Here is a 17,313-nt window from a genome sequence, read left to right as displayed (position 1 = left end):
TTTATGTTTAAAAAGAAAATTAAACCGTCTCCTGAAGCAACCTATAAAGAGGTCTGGCGTGAAGGTGATATTTTCACTAAGCTAAGCTTCTTTATTATGGGTTTGGCTCAGCTGAAAAATAAGCAATGGCTCAAAGGACTCAGCTTCCTTATTATCGAAATCGTCTTTCTCTTCTGGCTGATTTTTAACGGCATAAGCTCGATCAGCCTTCTGAGTAGCCTCGGACATGTCAAAACAAAGCAAGTCGTTTTCGATGAGGCCCGGCAGATTTATGTCACACAACAGCCTGACAACTCAATGCTCATCCTTCTTTTCGGTGTGATGGCCTTGATTCTCATCGCGATGGTGGGACTTATCTATATCACAAGTCTGCGCTCTACACGCCACCTCTATGTTTTGAACCGTGACGGTGAACATATTCCTACTACCCTTGAAGATTTGGCTACACTTCTCGACAGCCGTCTCCACTATACTTTGATGGCTCTCCCTCTCCTTGGTATCTTGGCCTTTACGATAGCGCCGCTTCTCTTCATGATTACCATCGCTTTTACCAACTTTAACCAAGACCATCCGATCGGCTTTTCTTGGACTGGGTTTGCTTCTTTTGGTGAGATTATCACAGGGAACATCGCAGGAACCTTCTTCCCTGTTCTCGGATGGACATTGGTCTGGGCAGTGGCTGCGACAGCAACAACCTTCTTCTTTGGCGTTTTACTTGCCCTTTTGATTGAATCCTCAGGGATTAAGTTCAAAGGTTTCTGGCGTACACTCTTCGTCATCGTTATGGCTGTGCCTTCCTTTGTCTCTCTCTTGATGATGAACATGTTCTTGGATAACAACGGACCACTGAACAGCTGGTTGCAGAGTATCGGTCTCATCGACCATCCGATTCCTTTCTTGATGGATCCTTTGCTGGCTAAGTTTTCAGTTATCGGTGTAAACATGTGGATTGGTATACCCGTTTCTATGCTGATTTCCACAGCTATCATCCAAAACTTACCGACTGATCAGATCGAAGCCGCGAAGATTGATGGGGCAAACAGTTTCCATATCTTCCGCTCCATCACTTTCCCACAGATTTTGTTTGTCATGACGCCCGCCCTGATTCAGCAGTTTATCGGGAATATCAACAACTTCAACGTTATCTTCCTTTTAACAGGTGGTGGTCCGCTGAATGCCGAGTACTTCCAAGCAGGTTCGACAGACTTGCTGATCACATGGCTCTATAGCTTAACGATGAAGTCTATCCCAAGTTATAACATCGCTTCTGCTATCGGTATCGTCATCTTTATCATCTCTGCTACGGCTTCATTGGTTGCTTACCGTCGTACAAATGCTTTCAAGGAGGGCTAAAATGAAATCATACAAACGCCAACGTCAAGCCTCACTGGTATTAAGATATCTGATCTTGATTCTACTTGCGGTCATTTGGATTTTCCCGATCCTTTGGATTATCTTGACGAGCTTTTCTAAAAACAATACAGGTTTTGTCTCAACTTTCATCCCGCAACAGTGGACCTTGGACAACTTTACCGGTATCTTTAACAACCCGGTTTATCCTTATGGCAACTGGCTGATTAACACCTTTATCATTGCGGTCATTTGTGCCGTGGTCAACACCATGATCACGACCGTCATGTCCTATGTGCTCTCTCGCTTGCGCTTTAAACTCCGCAAACCTTTCTTACAGCTGGCGCTTATCATCGGGATGTTTCCTGGTATCATGGCGATGATCGCCCTCTACTATATCCTCAAGTCCTTTAACATGACTAACTTAGTCGGTTTAACCCTGATCTATATCGGGGGATCCGGTTTAGGCTTCTATATCTTTAAAGGCTTCCTTGATACGATACCTGCTTCTATCGATGAGGCCGCTGTGATTGACGGAGCCACAAAATGGCAGATTTTTACCAAGATTACCCTGCCACTTTCAAAACCAATGATTGTCTACACATCATTGACTGCTTTCATCGCACCTTGGTTGGACTTCCTTTTTGCCAGCGTTATCTTGGGTGGGGGCGACCCTAAGTCACGGACCATCGCTTACGGGCTGCAAAACATGATGACTAACTCACGTGGATCCTCAGCGACAAACTTTACCCAATTTGTCGCAGGCTGTGTGATTATCGCCATCCCTATTACTATCTTATTCATCGTCATGCAAAAATTCTATGTAAAAGGCATTACTGCTGGAGCGGATAAGGGCTAAAAAAACTCTCTGTTGACTTGTTTTATCATCTCAAGTCACTACAAAAATGGAAATCAATAAGGATTTCCATTTTTTATTTTCTGTATGTATATCTAGCGTAGCGGTGAAAGATGTATCTATTTCTGATTATTTCGCTGCACGTTATGAAGTTAGAGATAGGTATTTTCAGGTGCTTTTTAGCTTGTAGGTTGGTTGATGATGAGGGCTGGACGGACTCCGCCATGAGCATTAGCACCCGTACGTTCATCACGACCAAAGAAGTTTCCAGCATCACCCACACCCCAAGCTATCGTGCTAGGACCCGGCGTACGGAGCCACCACCAACTTCTAACAGCGGAGCCACGTTGTGCAGGATATGGAAATGCTAAACCCTCCCCAGATAAACGTGTCACATCCGCAAGGGAAAGGGCAAAGGCCCGTGCGGTTCCTCCGGGAACAACTTGCGTAATATCGGCCGCTACTTCGCCTGTTAAGTTAGTAGGAATCCATCTGTTACCAATAAAGTTCAAAGAACTCTCCGCTACTTCTCCTGTCGTAAAGCTATTGGCTACAGGTTGAACTATGGCTTGGACAGCACTATCAAGATTGCTATACCAAGAAGTCAGTTGCGCTCCTTGGTCATTCCAAGACACATTACGGATAGCATCATGGCGGATAATCATGTGGTTGCCATTGCCCATATCCTCAAGATAGCGATATTGTTGACCGCTCATGGTAAAGATACGACCTGGAAGCATAGCCCCAAAGTTAAAAGCAGAGGGTGGAGAATCCACATCAGCACGGGGGTTCGAGCCTTCCCCATCCATGGCATTGTCACGGATACCTGTGAGGAAGTCGGCTAAGCGGTCATGCCCATCAGGCAGGAAGTCGTCACTGTTGTCGGGACTGACCAGTCCGCTCTCCACATGGATACCATAATAGTAAGAGCCATTGAAGACTGTGTCTTCGATAGCCGCCGTCATCTCTGCCGCATCCAGCAGGTACGAAGTTGCTTCGCCAGGTTCTAGGAGCGAGGCCCAGTAAGCCCAGCCTGTTTGGTGGTCTACCACCCAGAAGTCACCAATCTGTTGGTAAGGTTGGAGTTGCGCCCACTGCTCGATGGTCATTGGGGCACGTTGTTGGTGCAGGTTTTGGGCGGCATCGTTGGTAATCGTTTCGCCCGGCCATGTACCTGCGCCGTTATCAAAGCTGTCTGTTTCTGACCAGTAATCGTCGGTCCCATCTCCGGGATGTGTGGCACCATCAGTGGTCGCATCTGTCGCTCCACCTCCTGCGATGTAGTCCCGGCCATGACCTGCGGCTGCCGTCATCTGGTCCATGTTGTCATGGTTGAAGGTTGGCATGTACCATGGGGCATCTCGGCCTTCACGGCTCCAGCCAAAGGTCAGTCGGGCATAGCGGTCAAAAGCATTGGACGGGTCGGTGTTGAGACGGTCATTGATATTTGTGGGGTTAGGCATCCATGTGGTCCATGAGTCCAAGTTGTTACGCTCGGTTCCCGCTACAAGCTGAGTCCAGCTGTCTTGACCTGTTTGGCGGGTTTCTAAAAACTCCGATAAGCGGATACGGGCCATGATGGGACGTTCGCCGTAGTTTTCGACAAAGACATCTTTGTTTTCGGTGTCGCGGTTATAGTAGTCGTGGACACGGCCACCCACGTTAATCTCGATTTGATTTTCTCGGTCATTGATGGCCCGCTGGTTAAAGGCGGTAAAGGCATAAGTGCCTCCGATGAGGAGCAAGAGGAGGGAGAGGAGGACGTAGTTGCGTAATCTCCGGTTCTTTTTCTTTTCTGGTGTCATAGTGATACCTTTCTTTCTTGATTTATCTTTTTTTATCTTTTGACTTCAAACTTTCGTGTCTCTCGCCTTGGGCGGGCCACGAAAAAAGCGCTCCAGAGGTCCCGAGCGTTTGGGTGCAAGTAAAAAGAGGCGGGTGTCTACCGCTTGTGCTGTGCTGTGCTGTGCTGTGCTGTGCTGTGCTGTGCTGTGCTGTGCTGTGCTGTGCTGTGCTGTGCTGTGCTGTGCTGTGCTGTGCTGTGCTGTGCTGTGCTGTGCTGTGCTGTGCTGTGCTGTGCTGTGCTGTGCTGTGCTGGCCGATTATAAGTCATCACCTTCACCTCGTCAAGTCTTTTAAAATAAACTAAGAATCTCTCTCATAATATTTTAACATTTATCTTTTTGATGACGAAATGATTTCTATATATTTCTTATATTTCTCTTTTGTATATTTTATTGTTGGTAAACATCATATTTCATATTCTCCTTGAAAAAGATCGGTCTCTTGTAGGCGAGGAAATAATCTCTGGCCCTACTTTTCTAAACTCTTTAGCCAAGTCCATCCAAAGAAAGTTTTCGCTTCTCATTTTTTCCAAGAAAAAAACGCCAGCCTGAGGGCTGTACGTTTTATTTTTTCTTTTAATTTCCTAAAATTTCTTGCGCTTTGGCACTGTATTTGTTCAGATCGATTAAGATACCTGAACCCCCATACATGTCGTAGCCATCTTGCCAGTCATTATCCGATGGAATCGTTGTGTTTTCCATACCACCAAACATTGCGGGTAGGGCTTTTGTTAGCAGGAAGGTGTTCGGTACGTTTGTCATCGTAACTGCACGCGCGGTACCCATGGCACTTGAACCTGTAAAGAGAGTCAAAGGATTCTTCATTTTTGAGGTTAAAGTTTCAAGGACTTGCTGCTGACGTTGAACACGTCCAAAGTCTCCTTGATCATCATGTCGGAAGCGAGCATAGTTCAAGAGCGTACGACCATTCATACGTTGTTTGCCTTGCTTGATCATCATAAAGATACCACCACCGTCAGGATAGCCGAGAGCGGCAGCTTCTTCTGCGCTGAGTTGCTTGTCATTAGAAGCCATGCCTTCTGTTTCTGCTAAATCATCGGGTACAGGAACTTCATCAAACTTTTGTCCGTTGATGGTTGAGAACTTGGCATCAATCTCGACGCCCGCTGGGAACATCGAATCAATCACTGTCGCAAAGCTGGAGAAGTCAACGACGGCATAGTACTTACAGTTAATGCCGAAGTTTTGTTGCAAGGTCTGACGAACTAACTCCACACCTTGGTTCTCGTTCTGCTCACCAATCGTAAAGGCTGCGTTAATCTTCATGTTTGGCCCTTGACTGGCGTCACCTACACCTGGAATGTTGACCAAGGTATCACGCATAAAGCTGACAAGCTGCATCTTTCCACTTCGCCCCACATTTAAAACCATGATACTGTCGGAGTGAGCGACACCCGAACTTTGTCCTGGACGTTGGTCGGCACCGAGGAGGAGGATATTCACTGAGCCGTCTGAGTTTGCTACACCGTTAAATGCCTCTGCCTTAATAGCGCCCCCCTCACGACTAGCACCACGCTGATAACCATAGATGAAGAAACCAACCATGATTAAGAGAATGGCGAGGATGATAAAGAGAATACGCTTAAACCAGCTTTTCTTTTTCTTAGGTTTTTTTTCTACTCGTTCTTCCATCTCCTCATCGTCAGCAGTTCTATCTCGCTCTGCTTTTTTCCTTCTTCCTAGACTTGAAAAAGCCACGCCTGTTTTTGGAATAGAAGAACGGTCTGATCTGCTTCTTCGCTCATAAGAAGAGCCTTCTGCTGCTGCACGCTCCTCTTCCAAATCTGCAGCATACTCTTCCTCCATAGCTTGGTAGCCTTCGATTTCTTCTAGTAATTCATAATATTCTTGTTTTTCACGTTTACTTAAATAAGCCTTGTTTGCTTTAAGATAGTCAAAGCGTTTTTGTTTATTATCTTTCATTATTTTTCTATTATATCATGAATTTTACTTTTACTAAACGCTCTTGTAGAAAGTAATTCCGCTAAAATATAAAAATCGCCAGCCTAAGGCACGACGATTTTGAGGACTCAAGTCGGTATAAAGCCACGCAGTTAGCGTCTTCCTCCTAAAAACTTGTTTTTCAAACGTTTTATCTTTAGGAACTGCTCACGCGCTTTGTGCATTTGTTTATATCTCTGAGGATTCTTTTTGTAAAATTGTTGGTGATAATCTTCGGCAGGCCAAAAAGGCTGAGCATCTTCGATAGGGACGACGATAGGTTTTTTCCAAATCCCAGACTGTGCTAACTCTGCTTTACTCTTTTCAGCTACTTGACGTTGTGCTTCATTTTCGACATAGATGGCAGGACGATAGTTGCTTCCTCGATCATAAAATTGCCCCGCTTCGTCTGTCGGATCAATCAAGCTCCAGTAAAGCTCAACCAACTCACTGTAAGAGATAACTTTATTATCAAAGAGTATTTCCACAGCTTCAGTATGTCCTGTATATTTGCCGGATACTTGATCATAAGTCGGATCGTCCACATGACCTCCTGTATAGCCACTCGTCACTGAGATGATTCCGGGACGAGTTTCAAAAGGTTCAACCATGCACCAAAAACAGCCGCCTGCAAAAATTGCTATTTCTGTACTCATATTCTACCCTCCAAGCACATTATAGCACAGCGAAAGGGTTTACATGCTATAATTGAACTATGAAAAAACCACTAGATAAAATGGAAGTTTTAAATGAAATGTATAATTTAGTTTTAACTAAACATATCAGAGAGTGGGAACGCACTTTAATCTTAGAAACCAAAAACCGGATTGAAGCTGGAGGAAATCTTGCAAACGAACTCTCCAAGCTAGAAGTTCAGTTGCGCCCACTTGCCATACGTTATACTTTAACCCCCATGGTTACAGAGTTTTATAATAAAATATCAAGTTCAAGCTTATTTGGACCAGGTGTGGGGCATGGGCTGTAAAAACTGTCGGCCTGTATCAAAGTCTGAAGTTTCCTAATAAAAAAAAGACCGTGGTCTTTTTTATTTTGCTTGTAGTTCTGTTCGAGTCAGTCGTTCATACCATAACTTCCGTGTACGAGACAAGCCTGCAAAGATAAAGTCAAAGGTCGGCAGGAGTAAAAGGATGAGGGAAAGGATAATCATCAAGTAATTCTGTGCAAGCTCATCCGCAGGGATATAGCTGGAGCGCTGTAAGAAATAACCTAAAAGACCCCAAATTCCAAAATTAACAAAGAAGAGCAGCTGTCGCATCACTATCCTCATACGGCTGGCTTCGATTTTTATTTTAAGAAGCTTTTGTCCCAAAGTTACTCCAAAAAGGAGAGGAATTAATATGAAGATGACAAGTAAAGACATATAAAATTCTGGCAAAAAGATAGCTAAAATCTGAGCCAAAATAAAGTCGACACCAAAAGCAATCGTGCGTCGAGTCATGCCGATCTGTGCAGGAACAGGTTGTTGCGCATCAAGGTCAGGCAAAATCTTAACAAGGAGACAAGCTATCCCAAAGCCGATCAGGCTTCCCACTGTATTAATCATTAAGTCATCCACATCAAAAAGTCGATAAGGACGGGGATAGAGGCCAAAAAGAGCTGAACGTTGCAAGAGTTCAAAAGACAGTGTTAACAAAAAGCTCCAGATCAAAGTTTGCGAAAAATTTTTCTTAAAGAGATACCGCAAATAAATTCCAAAGGGAAGTGTCAAAAGCAAGTTAAAAAAAGGCTGGATAAAGCTTGGTGACTTCAAAGCCGCCAGCCAGGTACTTTTGTCACTTAAAACAAAAGGGTTATAAGCTATAAATTGGCGTACAAATTCAAAAGGTACAAGATTTTGCTTAGGCCCCGTCATCTGGGCTACCTGCGCTACATCTGGTAGGGGAAAGATAGTCATTGCATAGGCACAAACAATATAAAGCACAAAAGAAAAACTGACGAAAAAACGCCACGGATGGACAAGGCCGTATTTTCGGTATTGAACAATCATATAAGGTATAAGGCTAATCAGAAAGAAAATGAAAAAAAGCAACACACCAATCTGAATAGCATGGAGATAAGTCAACATAAGTATCCTTTTCGTAGAATTATTTTATTTTTATTATAGCAAAAATTGCACAAGGGTATCGTGTGATGATTTGACAAATAGTTTGATGATAGAGTATTTGGATACTACGGCAGGTAAAGAGAGGCTATCTGCCGAGGATAAAGCGATAAAAAAAAGCGAAGTAATTCTACTTCGCAAACTTTCAATACCTAAAAACTACAAGAGTTCACGCGCCTTTTCTTCGATAAAACTTGCGACTTCGGCAATCGTTTTGCCTGTGCTATCCAATAAGATTGCATCGTCTGCTTGCTTTAAGGGCGATACAGCACGCGTGCTGTCTTTACGATCACGCTCTGCAATCTCCACCTTGAGTTCTTCCAAATCAGTAGGAATGTTTTTCTCTAAGTTTTCTTTATAACGACGTTCTGCACGTTCATCCACAGACGCTACGAGGAAAATTTTCAAATCTGCATGAGGAAGGACAACCGTACCTATATCACGACCGTCCATGATAATGCCACCTTCATCCGCTATCCGCTGCTGCTCTGCCACTAAAAATTCGCGTACAGCACCAAGTGCAGAGATTTTTGAAACATTATTAGTTACTTCATTTGTACGAATAATCTTAGTGATATCCTCTGTTCCTAAAAATACAAGCTGACCGTCAGCAGTGTTTTTAAAGAAAATTGGTTTTTTCTTAATCACGTCGATAATTTTTTGTGGGTCCTCTGTTTTATTTTGGAGGGCCACTAATGTGGCAGCACGGTACATAGCTCCTGTATCAAGGTAAATAATACCCAGATTTTGAGCGACGATTTTAGCGACAGTTGACTTTCCACTTGAGGCGGGACCATCAACAGCAATTTGTAACTTTATCATGTTTCTTTCCTATATAAATGTTTCGTTCTTATTTTAATTTTAGGACTTGCCCCGGTGATATTGGGGAGCCATCTGCATTATAACCTGTTTCGGAAATATTATTGAGACTTGCAATAACCGACCAAGCGACACCGGTTTTCGCTGCAATCTTACTAGGATCATCGCCAGCAACAATCGTATAACTCCCACCTTCTTCTGATGAAGAGGATTCTGCCGGTGCTGCAGAAGTTGTACTTTCAGTTGTCTGAGTCTCTGTTGTTGTTTGTTGGGTCTGCTGCTCAGTAGTTTGTTCTACTTTTTTCTCAGATTCTTCTTGCGCAAAACCACCACTGTGTTGTGTCTGGTTATTCCAAAGAATAAAAGCAATCATAAAACCCACTAATAAAAACATCGTAACCACGGTAAAGGTCAAAGCACGTGAGGTTACGGATTTCTTACTGCCATGCTTATTCTTCCCTTTTCCATTTTTACGGCTCATCTCTGAATCCTCACGCATGGCTTCATAAATTTCTTTATCCCAAGGTTCTTTTTCTGCCACATCTTTTTCCTTTCCTTTTTTTTATTTTTATATTATCATCGTTGTATGAAAGTAAACGTAATTCCAGAAAACTGTATTGCCTGCGGCCTGTGTTATTTACACGCTCCAGATGTCTTTGATTACCATGATAATGGTATCGTAAAATTAAATAATTCCGACAAACTCGAAGAAGAATATGTTTATGATGACAAAATAATAAGTGCAGCCAAGGCTTGTCCAACGGCTGCGATAAAGATTACTAATCCTTAAAATCTTAAACTCTAATATTCATTTTACCATAAAATTACTTCTTTATCTAACTATTTCGTGATTTTAATATAGAGTTTTTCATTATATAGACGGCTTGTTTCTTATGTACAAGTTGTTTTTATTTGTCCATTTGTATTAAAAAAACAGATTTATGAAACCAGTTTCATAAATCTTTGCAAATGTTTACAATTTGTAGTATACTAAGACAGTAATAATTATATTATATAAAAACTTAAAGGAGGTTACTCAATTGAGTATCGGAATTGTTATTGCGAGCCACGGTGAATTCGCTGCAGGCATTAAGCAATCTGGTTCAATGATCTTCGGTGAGCAAGAGAAAGTACAATCTGTCACTTTCATGCCTAACGAAGGACCAGACGACTTACGTGCTAAAATCGAAGCCGCTATCGCAACATTTGATGCTGAAGATGAAGTCCTTGTCCTTGCTGACTTGTGGAGCGGTTCTCCATTTAACCAAGCAAGCGCAGTTATGGGTGCATACCCAGAACGCAAGGTAGCTATCATCACAGGCCTCAACTTGCCAATGCTTATTCAAGCCTACACAGAACGCATGATGGATGCATCTGCAGGTGTTGAAAAAGTTGCCGCAAACATTATCAAGGAAGCTAAAGCTGGTATCAAAGCATTGCCAGAAGAGCTTAATCCTGTTGAAGAAAGCGCTGCTCCAGCTGAAGCTGGTGTAACTGCTGCTGCTATCCCAGAAGGTACTGTTGTCGGAGATGGTAAGATTAAAATCAATCTTGCACGTATCGACTCACGCCTTCTTCACGGTCAAGTTGCAACTGCTTGGACTCCAGACTCAAAAGCAAACCGTATTATCGTTGTTTCTGATGCTGTTGCCAAAGATGAGATGCGTAAAACACTTATCACGCAAGCTGCACCTTCAGGCGTTAAAGCTAACGTTGTCCCTATCAGTAAAATGATCGAAGTTGCTAAAGATCCACGTTTTGGTGAAACTAAAGCACTTCTATTGTTTGAAACTCCTCAAGATGCACTTGCTGCTATCGAAGGCGGAGTTCCAGTAACTACCCTTAACGTGGGCTCTATGTCTCACAGTACAGGTAAAACAATGCTCAACTCAGTATTGTCTGTAAATAAAGATGATGTTGCCGCTTTTGAAAAGTTACGTGATCTCGGCGTTCAATTTGACGTTCGTAAAGTCCCTAACGATTCTAAATCTGACTTGTTTGCTTTGATTAACAAAGCGGACGTTAAGTAAAATTAAATATTATTAGGAGAAATTTATAAAATGAGTATTATTTCAATCATTTTAGTTCTTATCTTCGCGTTCTTAGCTGGACTTGAAGGTATCTTGGACCAATGGCAATTTCACCAACCAATTATCGCCTGCTCATTGATCGGTATCGCTACTGGTCACATGGCTGCAGGGATCATCTTGGGTGGTTCATTGCAAATGATCGCCCTCGGTTGGGCTAACGTTGGTGCCGCTGTCGCACCTGACGCTGCACTTGCTTCTGTCGCTTCTGCTATCTTGATGGTTCAAGGTGGTAACTTCGACTTGACACACATCACTGGTGTTATCGTACCTGCCGCTATCTTGTTGGCAACTGCTGGTCTCGTACTTACTACTTTGGTTCGTTTCCTCTCAGTTGGTATCGTTCACTTAGCTGATGCTGCTGCTGAAAAAGGTTCTTACTCTGGTGTTGCTGGATGGCACATGTTCGCACTCCTTCTTCAAGGTTTGCGTATCGCTATCCCTGCTGCAATCATCCTTGCTATCCCTGCTGAAACAGTAACTGCTGCTTTGAACTCAATTCCTGATTGGGTTTCTAAAGGTCTTGCAGTTGGTGGTGGTATGGTTGTTGTTGTCGGTTATGCGATGGTTATCAACCTTATGGCAACTAAAGAGCTATGGCCATTCTTCTTCCTCGGATTTGTACTCGCACCACTTTCTTCAATCACTTTGATTGGTATGGGTATCCTTGGTGTTGTTATCGCTCTTATCTACCTCAATCTTTCTAATACTGCTGGTAACGGTGGAACTGCTTCTTCAAGTGGTGACCCAATCGGCGATATTCTCAATGATTATTAATTAGAAAGGAGATTTTATAAAAATGGAAAATACAAATAAAAAGTTTAGCCTTTCTAAAAACACTCGCTTGAGCGTTATGTTCCGTTCAATGTTCCTCCAAGGTTCATGGAACTACGAACGTATGCAAAACCTTGGTTTCCTCTATTCAATCATTCCTGCATTGAAACAATTCTACAAACCAGGTTCTGAAGAAGCTAAAGAAGCTTTGAAACGCCACATGGAGTTCTTCAATACTCACCCATATGTAGCCGCACCTATCGTCGGTGTTACATTGGCCCTTGAAGAAGAAATCGCTAACGGTGTCGAAATCGACGAAGCAGCTATTCAAGGTGTTAAAGTTGGTATGATGGGTCCTCTTGCTGGTATCGGTGACCCTGTCTTCTGGTTCACAGTACGTCCTATCGTTGGTGCCATCGCTGCTTCACTTGCAACTGGTGGTTCTATCATTGCTCCAATCTTCTTCTTCGTTGTTTGGAATGCAATCCGTATCGCTTTCTTGTGGTATACACAAGAGTTTGGTTACAAACAAGGTACTGCAATCACAAGCGACCTCGGTGGAGGTATGCTTCAACAAATCACTAAAGGTGCATCTATTCTTGGTATGTTCATCCTTGGTGTATTGATCCAACGTTGGGTTAACATCAGCTTCACTGGTCCTAACGCTATGCTCCCATCTAAACCTTTGGCTGATGGTGCATACGTTGGTGAATGGTTGGATAAAGCAGGTAAAGTCGTTGTTCAAGGTGCCCAAACAGGTACTACTCCTGACGGTGTTGCTCAATACCAATGGTTAGACCAAGCTGGTAACGTAGTTGGTAACGGTGTTGCTGGTCAAGGCGGTTTCGCACATTACGTAACTGTTGATCAACTTAACACTGTTGACGGTTCTACATTGCACAACATCTTAGGTCAAGTATCATCAGGTCTTGGCTTGAGCCCAGAACAAACACAATCACTTCAAGACGTGTTCAATTCATTAATTCCTGGATTTATCGCATTGCTCTTGACTTTCCTTGTTCTTTGGATCTTGCGTAAATGGAAAAACAAAAACGCACCATTGTTCATCATCATTGGTATGTTCGTTCTTGGTATCGTACTTCACGTTGCAGGTCTTGCTTAATAAGATTTTAAAACAAGAACAAAATCGCCGTGTACTCGCGGCGATTTTTTATTAAGATTATTTTTGATATAATAAAGATATCATATTATCGTTAGGAGCATTAATTTGGCACAATCACTTAATACTAAAGTTGACTTTACCACTGCAGGTATCGCCTATCTTGGCTTTGCTGAATACGGTAAAATTATGGTGGGAGACCGAGCGTTTGAGTTTTTCAATGATACTAATGTGGAGAAAAACATGCAATTTCCGTGGGCCTCTATTAAACGTGTGGAAGGTGATGTTTCTGTTTCAAAAAATGGAAAAGTAAAAATCGGACGCCAGTTTATCATTGTCTTTCGTAATGAGCAGAAAGTTCGTTTCGCTTCCAAAGAGTCTGGAACTGTCTTGAAATACATCCGTCAGTATATCGGAAATGAAAAAGTCGTCCGTCAAAAAGGCTTCTTTGATAAATTCCTTGGCCTATTCCGCCGTAAAAAGAAATAGAAAAATGTCTCACTTGAGACGTTTTTTTACTTTTTAGCAGAAAAAAAACATACTGCTGAAAGCACCATGATCTTCTGGTTTCTAATCTATTTTAGTTTTTTGACTTCTTTCACGTCGGAAGATGTTGAAATAAATCTTATCTAAAACTGTATCGCGATAATCCTTACGCCCTATAAAACGTGTAACCTTACTAAAAATAAAGCAAGATAATAATGTCACTGCGAAGTTTGGAAAGGCGAGATAGGTTGCCAAGGATAATCCCATAACTACAATATCTATGCCAAACAGCACACGGTCAATGGTAAACTCCCAACGGTCTTCCATGATACGACTGAGGAGTATCGAGCCACCAAAGGTACCTTCAGATAAGACCACCAGTCCTGCTCCTATACCTGATAAAACACCATCAGAAATCCCCGCAAAGATAATCTGGTTAAACTGAAAACCATTGATTCCCATCGCTTCATAGACCAACATCCATAAACTCATGGCTGCTGCTCCAGGTAGGCTAAGAAGTAACTCGCGTCGACTCAAAAGCTTCCAACCGAAGAGAAACAAAGGAACATTCACCACAAAGAAAGTTAAGGCTGGGTTTATCCCGAATACAAAATCAATGAACACGGAAAATCCAGCGATACCATTACTGGCTAAGTAGTTCGGAATAACAAAAAGTCTCACCGATAAAATGTATAACCCTACTCCTATTATGAGAACAATCAAGTCCTTTATAAACTGTTTATCTATCTTTACACCAATGATTGACATAAAAAACCTCCTTTATTCTATAATAACATTTGACTTTTGAAACCACTAACAATTTCTGTGAATTGCTTGCAAAGTTTTAAAAATTCTGATAGAATGACACTAGAAGTTAGTTTTGAGCCTATCTTTTCTAGAGAGCTTGCGGTTGCTGAAAGCAAGTAAAGAAACTCCAAACATTCTGCTTCTTGATTTATTTTCTCTTGCGAAAGCAAGAACGTGTTTCTCGCGATAAGGGAGCTAAAGTCCTATCCAGATGATAGGAAATTTAGGTGGAACCGTGCTTAGAGCGCCCTAATTCTTTTCTATAGAGAATTAGGGCTTTTTATTTTATATTTAAAGGAGAAATTTATGCTTGATATCAAAAAAATCCGTGCAGACTTTGACGGAGTAGCCGCAAAACTTGAAACGCGTGGTGTCAAAAAGGAAACACTACAAGAACTTCATGATCTTGACGTTCGCCGTCGTGAGTTGATTGTAAAATCTGAAAACTTGAAAAAAGAACGTAATGCCGTTTCTGATGAAATAGCCACTGTAAAACGTGAAAAAGGTGATGCTACTGAAAAGATAGCAGCCATGAAACAAGTTTCTGCTGACATCAAAGTTATTGATGCTGAGCTTGCTGAGATTGAAGAAAAACTTACAGCATACACAACAACTTTGCCAAACTTGCCTCACGATGATGTACCTGTAGGTGCTGATGAAGACGACAATGTTGAAATTCGTCGCAACGGCCAAACTCCTGAATTTAACTTTGAACCTAAACCTCACTGGGACTTAGGAGAGTCACTTGGTATCCTTGATTGGGAACGTGGTGGTAAAGTTACTGGCTCACGTTTCCTCTTCTACAAAGGAGCTGGTGCGCGCTTAGAACGTGCTCTCTATAACTTTATGTTGGATGAACACGCTAAAGAAGGCTACACTGAAATGATCACACCTTATATGGTCAATCAAGACTCTATGTTCGGAACAGGTCAATATCCTAAATTTAAAGAAGATACTTTTGAAGTAAATGATGACCGTGGCTTCGTCCTCATCCCAACAGCTGAAGTGCCTTTAACCAACTACTATCGTGGTGAAATCTTGGATAATGCTGAACTTCCAGTGTACTTCACAGCAATGTCTCCATCTTTCCGTTCAGAGGCTGGTTCTGCGGGTCGTGATACACGTGGTTTGATTCGTCTTCACCAGTTCCACAAGGTAGAAATGGTAAAATTTGCACGTCCTGAAGAATCATATAATGAACTTGAAAAAATGGTTGTCAATGCGGAAAATATCCTTCAAAAATTAGGTTTGGCCTACCGTGTCATCGCACTTTCAACTGGAGATATGGGCTTCTCAGCTGCTAAGACTTATGACTTAGAAGTTTGGATTCCTGCCCAAAACACATACCGTGAAATCTCAAGCTGTTCTAACTGTGAAGATTTCCAAGCACGCCGTGCCCAAATCCGTTACCGTGACGAAGACGGCAAGGTAAACCTTCTCCATACTTTGAATGGCTCTGGTCTTGCAGTTGGTCGCACCGTTGCTGCTATCCTCGAAAACTATCAAAATGAAGATGGTTCAGTCACTGTCCCTGAAGTACTTCGTCCATATATGGGTGGTTTAGAAGTTATTAAATAAACAAAAAAAACTTGCAGAAGCAAGTTTTTTTATATTACAACTCAACAATATTTCCTGATTTCAAGTAAACAATCCACTCACAGAGGTTCACAGCATAGCCTGTAATACGCTCTAAGAAAACAAGGGTCATCAAGTAATCTTTACCTGTCGTAATTGTCTCTGTATTTTCTTTCATGGCTTCCAAGATTTTTTCTTGGATTTCGCCACTCATGTTCTTCACAGTTTGATATTGGTCCGCAATTTCACGCGCACGTTTATCATTGCCTTGAATATAAGCATTCAATGAAGCGTCAACGACTGATTTTACTTTTTCTCCCAAAAGTGAGATGTCTTCTTCGACTTCATGGATACGCTCTTCACCTTTTAGATTGATTGCTGCTTTTGCGATTGAAGTGACATGGTCACCCATACGTTCCAAGTCGCTTGAAGCTTTAAGTACGGTAATAATCGTACGCAAGTCACCAGATACAGGTTGTTGCAAAGCAATCATTTCTAAAGATTTTGTTTCTAATTTTGTTTCCAGTTGGTTAATCATTTCATCGCTTGTAATGACATCTTCTGCCAATTCACGATCATGACTTACAAAGGCACGAACTGCTTTATTCAATTGGGCAGAAACTTGCGTTCCCATTGAATAAAACTGATTGTGAAGTTTATTAAGTTCTTCTTCAAATTGTGTACGTAACATTTTTTCTCCTCTTAACTAAGCTCAGAGCAATACTGCTCTTTACATCATACCATATTATCCGAACTTACCAGCAATGTAATCTTCTGTTTCCTGTTTTTCAGGATTAAGGAAGATTTTTTTCGTGTTGTCCATTTCAACCAAGTCGCCGTTGAGCATGAAAGCTGTACGGTCTGAGATACGCGAAGCTTGTTGCATACTATGAGTTACAATAGCCAAGGTATAGTCTTTCTTTAATTCCAGGAGTGTTTCTTCAACGTGTCCTGCAGAGATTGGGTCCAGGGCAGAGGTTGGCTCATCCAGCAAGATAATTTTAGGATTAACAGCGAGAACACGAGCGATACACACACGTTGTTGCTGTCCACCAGATAGACCAAGTGCTGAGGTGTGGAGGATGTCTTTCACTTCATCCCAGATATTTGCAGCTTTAAGTGAATTTTCTACAACTTCATCTAAGAGGGCTTTATCTTTAACACCTTTTAAACGTAAACCATATACAACATTCTCATAGATGGAGAATGGAAAAGGGTTCGGTTGTTGGAAAACCATACCGATTTCTTTACGAAGGTCTACTGTATCTACTTTAGGGCTATATATATTGTGTCCTTTGTACATGATTGCCCCAGTAATCGTTACTGTCGGGATCAAATCATTCATGCGGTTAATAGAACGCAGCAGCGTTGACTTCCCACATCCAGAAGGGCCGATAAGCGCTGTGATTTCATTTGGATAAAATTCCATATTGATTTGATTGAGCGCTTTTTTCTTACTATAATACAGCGAAAGGTCGCTGACTGTTAAAATTGCTTCTTTTGTCATATTG

The 17,313-nt window shown here is 42.1% G+C and carries 18 protein-coding genes; 9 read left to right on the top strand and 9 right to left on the bottom strand.

The genetic code is table 11. From position 1 onward, the window contains the following. Positions 1-3 precede the first annotated feature (3 nt). Complete coding sequence (locus I6G50_RS01120) at positions 4-1,353, top strand: carbohydrate ABC transporter permease (protein ID WP_081166978.1); 1,350 nt, start codon at positions 4-6, stop codon at positions 1,351-1,353. 1 nt (position 1,354) lies between these two features. Beyond that, the gene (locus I6G50_RS01115) at positions 1,355-2,209 is read left to right on the top strand and encodes a sugar ABC transporter permease (protein ID WP_003135484.1); all 855 of its coding nucleotides are present in this window, start codon (positions 1,355-1,357) and stop codon (positions 2,207-2,209) included. A 176-nt stretch (positions 2,210-2,385) separates the two neighbouring features. Here the strand turns inward: I6G50_RS01115 and I6G50_RS01110 are convergent, their stop codons facing one another. The 3 genes from I6G50_RS01110 to msrA form a co-directional block, all read right to left on the bottom strand. Beyond that, complete coding sequence (locus I6G50_RS01110) at positions 2,386-4,011, bottom strand: DUF6273 domain-containing protein (protein ID WP_197908909.1); 1,626 nt, start codon at positions 4,009-4,011, stop codon at positions 2,386-2,388. Positions 4,012-4,626: 615 nt separating this feature from the next. Continuing rightward, positions 4,627-5,994 carry an LCP family protein gene (locus I6G50_RS01105; RefSeq protein ID WP_197908908.1) on the bottom strand — a complete coding sequence of 456 codons (1,368 nt, stop codon included), beginning with the start codon at positions 5,992-5,994 and terminating at the stop codon, positions 4,627-4,629. Positions 5,995-6,125: 131 nt separating this feature from the next. Beyond that, entirely contained in the window at positions 6,126-6,668 is a 543-nt protein-coding gene (gene msrA, locus I6G50_RS01100; RefSeq protein ID WP_197908907.1) for a peptide-methionine (S)-S-oxide reductase MsrA, read from the bottom strand. A gap of 59 nt (positions 6,669-6,727) precedes the next feature. Here msrA and I6G50_RS01095 point away from each other — a divergent pair, with 59 nt between their 5' ends. After that, complete coding sequence (locus tag I6G50_RS01095; RefSeq protein ID WP_197908906.1) at positions 6,728-6,997, top strand: bacteriocin immunity protein; 270 nt, start codon at positions 6,728-6,730, stop codon at positions 6,995-6,997. 60 nt (positions 6,998-7,057) lie between these two features. On the opposite strand, the gene I6G50_RS01090 is transcribed toward I6G50_RS01095, so the two are convergent. The 3 genes from I6G50_RS01090 to I6G50_RS01080 form a co-directional block, all read right to left on the bottom strand. Then, positions 7,058-8,098, bottom strand: coding sequence for a VanZ family protein (locus I6G50_RS01090; RefSeq protein WP_197908905.1), 1,041 nt, complete (start codon positions 8,096-8,098; stop codon positions 7,058-7,060). Between the two features lie 195 nt (positions 8,099-8,293). After that, positions 8,294-8,956 (bottom strand): (d)CMP kinase, encoded by a 663-nt coding sequence (gene cmk, locus I6G50_RS01085; RefSeq protein ID WP_003134967.1) that lies wholly within the window; start codon positions 8,954-8,956, stop codon positions 8,294-8,296. 28 nt (positions 8,957-8,984) lie between these two features. Further along, positions 8,985-9,494 carry an SAG1386/EF1546 family surface-associated protein gene (locus I6G50_RS01080; protein ID WP_197908904.1) on the bottom strand — a complete coding sequence of 170 codons (510 nt, stop codon included), beginning with the start codon at positions 9,492-9,494 and terminating at the stop codon, positions 8,985-8,987. Between the two features lie 45 nt (positions 9,495-9,539). Between I6G50_RS01080 and I6G50_RS01075 the strand changes: the two genes are divergently transcribed. From I6G50_RS01075 to I6G50_RS01055, 5 genes are all read left to right on the top strand, one after another. Beyond that, positions 9,540-9,743, top strand: a complete 204-nt coding sequence (locus I6G50_RS01075) for a ferredoxin (protein ID WP_003134971.1) — start codon at positions 9,540-9,542, stop codon at positions 9,741-9,743. Between the two features lie 250 nt (positions 9,744-9,993). Continuing rightward, a complete protein-coding gene (locus I6G50_RS01070) occupies positions 9,994-10,983 on the top strand; it encodes a mannose/fructose/sorbose PTS transporter subunit IIB (protein ID WP_003134973.1) in 990 nt (329 codons plus the stop codon). 30 nt (positions 10,984-11,013) lie between these two features. Then, positions 11,014-11,817, top strand: a complete 804-nt coding sequence (locus I6G50_RS01065; protein ID WP_003134975.1) for a mannose/fructose/sorbose family PTS transporter subunit IIC — start codon at positions 11,014-11,016, stop codon at positions 11,815-11,817. A gap of 22 nt (positions 11,818-11,839) precedes the next feature. After that, complete coding sequence (locus I6G50_RS01060) at positions 11,840-12,937, top strand: PTS system mannose/fructose/sorbose family transporter subunit IID (protein WP_081164986.1); 1,098 nt, start codon at positions 11,840-11,842, stop codon at positions 12,935-12,937. A 105-nt stretch (positions 12,938-13,042) separates the two neighbouring features. After that, positions 13,043-13,423, top strand: coding sequence for a DUF956 family protein (locus tag I6G50_RS01055; protein WP_003134977.1), 381 nt, complete (start codon positions 13,043-13,045; stop codon positions 13,421-13,423). An 81-nt stretch (positions 13,424-13,504) separates the two neighbouring features. Here the strand turns inward: I6G50_RS01055 and I6G50_RS01050 are convergent, their stop codons facing one another. Next, entirely contained in the window at positions 13,505-14,188 is a 684-nt protein-coding gene (locus I6G50_RS01050) for a YitT family protein (protein WP_003134978.1), read from the bottom strand. Between the two features lie 345 nt (positions 14,189-14,533). Between I6G50_RS01050 and serS the strand changes: the two genes are divergently transcribed. Then, a complete protein-coding gene (gene serS, locus I6G50_RS01045; protein ID WP_081164991.1) occupies positions 14,534-15,805 on the top strand; it encodes a serine--tRNA ligase in 1,272 nt (423 codons plus the stop codon). Between the two features lie 34 nt (positions 15,806-15,839). Here the strand turns inward: serS and phoU are convergent, their stop codons facing one another. Together phoU and pstB are read right to left on the bottom strand one after the other, a co-directional pair. Further along, entirely contained in the window at positions 15,840-16,493 is a 654-nt protein-coding gene (gene phoU / locus I6G50_RS01040) for a phosphate signaling complex protein PhoU (RefSeq protein WP_003134981.1), read from the bottom strand. 54 nt (positions 16,494-16,547) lie between these two features. Further along, positions 16,548-17,309: a phosphate ABC transporter ATP-binding protein PstB gene (gene pstB, locus I6G50_RS01035; protein WP_003134983.1), complete on the bottom strand. Its 762-nt coding sequence runs from the start codon at positions 17,307-17,309 to the stop codon at positions 16,548-16,550. Positions 17,310-17,313: the final 4 nt, after the last annotated feature.

Origin of the sequence: Lactococcus garvieae (genome assembly GCF_016027715.1) — a bacterium.
Lineage (GTDB): Bacteria > Bacillota > Bacilli > Lactobacillales > Streptococcaceae > Lactococcus > Lactococcus garvieae_A.
This window is presented reverse-complemented; position numbering and strand designations above follow the sequence as displayed.

Excerpts from the sequence above, each read along its gene's own strand:
- I6G50_RS01050 (WP_003134978.1), bottom strand. The coding sequence starts at position 14,188 with ATGTCAATCATTGGTGTAAAGATAGATAAACAGTTTATAAAGGACTTG.
- I6G50_RS01060 (WP_081164986.1), top strand. The coding sequence starts at position 11,840 with ATGGAAAATACAAATAAAAAGTTTAGCCTTTCTAAAAACACTCGCTTG.
- I6G50_RS01110 (WP_197908909.1), bottom strand. The coding sequence starts at position 4,011 with ATGACACCAGAAAAGAAAAAGAACCGGAGATTACGCAACTACGTCCTC.
- I6G50_RS01105 (WP_197908908.1), bottom strand. The coding sequence starts at position 5,994 with ATGAAAGATAATAAACAAAAACGCTTTGACTATCTTAAAGCAAACAAG.
- phoU (WP_003134981.1), bottom strand. The coding sequence starts at position 16,493 with ATGTTACGTACACAATTTGAAGAAGAACTTAATAAACTTCACAATCAG.
- I6G50_RS01115 (WP_003135484.1), top strand. The coding sequence starts at position 1,355 with ATGAAATCATACAAACGCCAACGTCAAGCCTCACTGGTATTAAGATAT.
- I6G50_RS01065 (WP_003134975.1), top strand. The coding sequence starts at position 11,014 with ATGAGTATTATTTCAATCATTTTAGTTCTTATCTTCGCGTTCTTAGCT.
- I6G50_RS01090 (WP_197908905.1), bottom strand. The coding sequence starts at position 8,098 with ATGTTGACTTATCTCCATGCTATTCAGATTGGTGTGTTGCTTTTTTTC.
- I6G50_RS01120 (WP_081166978.1), top strand. The coding sequence starts at position 4 with ATGTTTAAAAAGAAAATTAAACCGTCTCCTGAAGCAACCTATAAAGAG.
- cmk (WP_003134967.1), bottom strand. The coding sequence starts at position 8,956 with ATGATAAAGTTACAAATTGCTGTTGATGGTCCCGCCTCAAGTGGAAAG.
- msrA (WP_197908907.1), bottom strand. The coding sequence starts at position 6,668 with ATGAGTACAGAAATAGCAATTTTTGCAGGCGGCTGTTTTTGGTGCATG.
- I6G50_RS01095 (WP_197908906.1), top strand. The coding sequence starts at position 6,728 with ATGAAAAAACCACTAGATAAAATGGAAGTTTTAAATGAAATGTATAAT.
- pstB (WP_003134983.1), bottom strand. The coding sequence starts at position 17,309 with ATGACAAAAGAAGCAATTTTAACAGTCAGCGACCTTTCGCTGTATTAT.
- serS (WP_081164991.1), top strand. The coding sequence starts at position 14,534 with ATGCTTGATATCAAAAAAATCCGTGCAGACTTTGACGGAGTAGCCGCA.
- I6G50_RS01075 (WP_003134971.1), top strand. The coding sequence starts at position 9,540 with ATGAAAGTAAACGTAATTCCAGAAAACTGTATTGCCTGCGGCCTGTGT.